The organism is Leptotrichia sp. oral taxon 215 str. W9775 (genome assembly GCF_000469505.1).
Classification (GTDB): domain Bacteria; phylum Fusobacteriota; class Fusobacteriia; order Fusobacteriales; family Leptotrichiaceae; genus Leptotrichia_A.
Genome location: NZ_KI272832.1, coordinates 8,629 through 13,476, shown reverse-complemented (window position 1 = coordinate 13,476; position 4,848 = coordinate 8,629). Strand labels below are relative to the sequence as shown.

The 4,848-nt window shown below is 33.6% G+C and carries 1 protein-coding gene; it reads left to right on the top strand.

The window, feature by feature from the left end; all coding sequences use genetic code 11:
• On the top strand, positions 1-4,848 hold a 4,848-nt coding region (locus tag HMPREF1984_RS11480), incomplete at both ends, for a hypothetical protein (protein ID WP_021766352.1).

Sequence of the window (4,848 nt, the reverse complement as noted above, 5' to 3'; positions counted from 1 at the left end):
GGAACATACAAAGGAAGAGGAGACAAGAAAGAAAAGTATCCTTATGAGGGGATATTGGAAAGAGATTCTAATCTATTTAACAGATATGTGCCTACAAATAGTGCTAACTATATCTTATTATCTGCAACAAGTAATGCTAAATCAGCTGCTACAAATTCAAAAAATGGATTAAAAGGTTATGGACTTGCAAGTAACAAACCAGTTCCAGAACCACCTGTTGAAATACAAGTAAGTGCTGGAATAAGACCTAAAAGTATAAACAAGATACCTTTAAATATTGCTGCTAAAACTGCAAATACACCAACATTACCAGAAGCAGTAAAATTCGCACCAATAGATCCAACAATAGTTATACCAAAGGATCCAGCTTTACCAGTTCCACCAACATTTGCTGTAGTATTAGGAGCTGACTGTAATGTTGGGTGTGGTACAAGTCAAGAGCAAGCTAATACATTTACGTTAAATGATAGAGCAAAAGGAAATGTTCAAACATTTTTACATTATACTTGGTCTAATAATACTGGTGCAGAGAAAAACTATGCTTTTAAAATGTATACAGACACAGATGGAAATTTCACTGTAGGAACAGATATTCCAGCTAATATTAATGGAGGTCATGGTGCAAATACTGCAGCAGGAACAGATATATATTTTAACTCATATAATTTTGGTGATGAATTTAGTGGAGTAATTCTAGCATCTCAAGATGCAACACCTACATTAAATAGAAATACTCAATACTTTTTTATAGGTGGTTCGAGATTCATTGAGTCAGATAACTCAGGAACAAATACAATAAAAATTCCTAATGGGTATAAAGTTAATTTAGGTGGAATATTGACTTTAGGTTTAGTATCTCAAGGACACGGTACAACTCAGCTAAATCAAGGTACCATAACAGATGCAGAAGAAAAAGATGATAATTGGATTAAAAATATGCCTTACGATACAACAGGGTCTGGAGCAGGAAAATATCTAACTATTTTAGGACCAGATACAGCTAAATATGAAGTTAAAAGAAGTACAGATGGTTATGTTGGATATAAAATAGGTATAGCATTAGTACAAGAAGATAATGTAGCTGGTGGAAAAATACTAAATGATACAGATGGAATAATTGACTTCAGAGGAGAAAGATCAATAGGTCTATATACTTATTTACCTTCGTATAATTCAAATAGACCAATGATTAACAAAGGAAAGATATTACTATCAGGAGCAGAAAGTTATGGAATGAAATTTGCTGCTCAAGAAGATACTGGAGCTAGTGTTGATTTTATTAATGATACAGATGCAACTATAGCTTTGAGAAAAAATCCAGATGGTTCAGATACCGCAGATAATGCAGCAGCTATGGCAATTATGGAAGATGCCTCAGTTAGTGGTGGAGTAAAATTATCAGCTGGAAAAGCTCAAAATAAAGGAAATATAACTATAACAGATGTAAAAAATTCATTAGGAACTTATGTAAATATTAACTCAGATATCACAAATACAGCTACAGGAAAAATTAATATTAACTCAACTATAGCTGAATTAACAGCTGCAGAAAAGGCAGCTGGAAAAGAACAACCTGTTAATATAGGAATGAGAGCAGACACTGATGCAAATGCTAAAGTTATAAATAATGGTGAAATAACTATAGATGGTGCCTATGCTATTGGTATGTTAGCAAAAGGTGCTAAAATTGCAAACACAGGAAAAATAAGTAGTACTAGTATTAAAAATGGTACAGGAATAGTTGGTATAGGAAACTCAACTGTAGATAATGTTGGATCAGTAAAAGTTTTAGGAACAGGATTGACAAATAATATAGGAGTTTTCTTAAAAGACACAAATGGAACAGCAACAGGAACAACAGCAACAGGTGTGACACCAGAAGTTGAAGTTTCAGGAGATAACTCTACAGGAGTTCTTATGACAGCAACAGGAACAGCAAAAACATTAACTATGAAAGGTAATGTTAAAGCATCGGGAAATGCTGTTACAGGAATTATTGCAAATGGAATTTCTACAGTGACTTTATCAGGACCTTCAACAATAACAGTCAATAATGGTACTGATTATGCAGGAACAGCAACAGTAAAAGTAAAAAATGCTACAACAGGAGCAGAAGAAGATGTAGAAAAAGGTTCTTATGGAATTGTTGTAAATTCTGGTTCTACTTTTACAGGAGCAGCTACAAATGTAGATGCTAATGTAACAACAGATAAGTCAATAGGGCTATTTTCTGCAGGAGATTTAACTGTAAACAAAGCAAATATAAAAACAAGTGATGGAGCTATAAACTTCTTTGCTAAAGGCGGTACAATCAATATAAATGGTGGTGGAACAACTGAAACAGGACAAAAATCTTTACTATTCTATACAAGTAATTCAGGAAAGATTATTCTTGGTGGACAACTTGATGCAACAATAAAAGGTGGAACTACTCCAAGTACAAGAGGAACAGCTTTCTATTATGTGTCTCCTACAAGATATGGAGCATTTAATACAGGTGCTATTCAAGCATATTTTAACACTACTTTTGGAAATGGAACTAGTACATTAAATCATTTGAAATTAAATATGGAAGCAGGTTCAAGATTATTTGTTGCATCTAATGTTGGAATGAATTTATCAGATACAGCAGCAACAACTTTGATGACTGGAATAACAAATGCACCTACTATAACTGGCTCTAACTATAAGACATTTATGTTATATTTAAGTAAATTAACTATAAATCAAGCTGTTGATTTAAATGATCCAAATAGTGCCTATGCACAATTAGAAATTGCGAATTCATCTATTGATAATGCAAGCACTATGACAGGAAGTAACAATAGACAGGTTGCTATAGCACAAGAAAATGGAAATGACACAGCTGGAAATGGTTATGATGCTAGTGAAGTAACATTAACTAATACAGCAACTGGATCAATTAATTTAACTGGAGATGAGTCAACAGGTATATATGCTAAAAGAGGATTAATTATCAATGATGGTCAAATATCTGTAGGGAAAAAATCAACAGGAATATATATAGTTGAAGATGATCGTAGTCCTGCAACTGCAACTCTTGGTGCAAAAGCTACAAATAGTTCAACTGGAGTAATTTCAATAGGTGAAGATTCGACAGGAATGTACTATAAAGTTGACCCTGATAATGCTGATGGAAGAGGAACTAATACAGCTATACCTGGAGGATTAACTAATGCTGGTAGAATAGAATCTACTGCTGATAATGTAATAGCAATGTCATTTGATAGTCCTTATACTTCTAAGACTATTGAAAATGCAGCAACAGGGGTAATAGATTTACAAGGACAGAATTCAACAGGAATGTTTGCAACAGGAGCAGGAACATACACAGCAGTAAATAACGGAACAATAAAATTAGCTTCTTCGTCTAATGTAAATACACCTAATATAGGAATGTATACTGATAAAGATACAATAACATTGGAAAATAATGGAACTATAGAAGGTGGAGACAAGACAGTTGGAATCTATGGATATAATGCTAATTTAGGAGCAACTTCTACAACTAAAGTTGGTTCTGGAGGAACAGGGGTATATTCAAAAGGTGGAAATGTTACAATAAATGGTGGAACATTATCTATTGGTGAAAATGGAACTACTGGTTCAAATGATGCAGTTGGAGTATACTATGTTGGAGCTGGAGGAACAATAACAAGCAATGCAACTGATGTAAAAATAGGAAATAGTGCATATGGTTTTGTTGTTCAAAATGAAAATGGAGCAGCAGTAACATTAACAACAAATACACCTAATGTAACACTAGGAGAAGATGCAGTATATGCATATTCAAATAATAAAGCAGGTTCTATAACAAATGGAACAACATTAACTTCTACTGGTGATGGAAACTATGGAATTTATGGAGCAGGAACTGTAACAAATAACGGACAAATGAACTTTGGAACAGGAATAGGAAACGTAGGAATCTACAGTATTCTTGGTGGAACTGCAACAAACAATTCTACAATAACAATAGGAGCTTCAGATTCAGCTTCTGAAAAATATGGAATAGGTATGGCAGCAGGATATCAATCTAGTGATTCAGGAAATATAATTAACGGACCTGCAGGGGTTATTAATGTAACAGGAAAAGATAGTATTGGTATGTATGCAACAGGACCTTTATCTACTGCAACAAATAAAGGTGCAATAACTCTTAGTGCAGAAAATGCAATAGGAATGTACCTTGACAATGGAGCAACAGGAATAAATGAAGGATCTATAACAACGATAGGAGCACCTAAAGGTGTAAAAGGTGTTGTTTTAAGTAATAACTCTAAATTGATAAATAGAGCAGGAGCAACAATAAATATAAACTCTGATGAAGGTTTTGCAGTATACAGAGTAAATACACCAATAACTAATGTAACAATAGTAAACTATGGAGACATTACAGTAAGTGGTGGAGCAGAAAGAGATGGACAATATGATCCAACTGGTGGAAAACCATTAGAAAAAACTGCTGGAGGAGTAACATTAAAATCACCTAAAGGAACTACAGATGTAAATATAACAGTAAATGGAAATCCAGTAACAAATGTTGAAAAAGTTACTGAACCAGTAGGAACAAGAGGAGATGCATTAATATCTAATCTAGGAATGTATGTAGATACATTAAGAGGAACTAATCCAATCAATGGACTAGGAAATTTAAGTGTAAGAAAAGCAGAGTTACTATATGGTGTTGAAGCAGCTCAAAATTCAACTTCAAAATACTTTGAAGTTTCTGGAAATATTTTAAAACCATATCAAGATGCAATAATGAATTCTCCACAAGGAATAACATGGAGTCATAATTCAGCTGCTTTAACTTGGATGGCATTA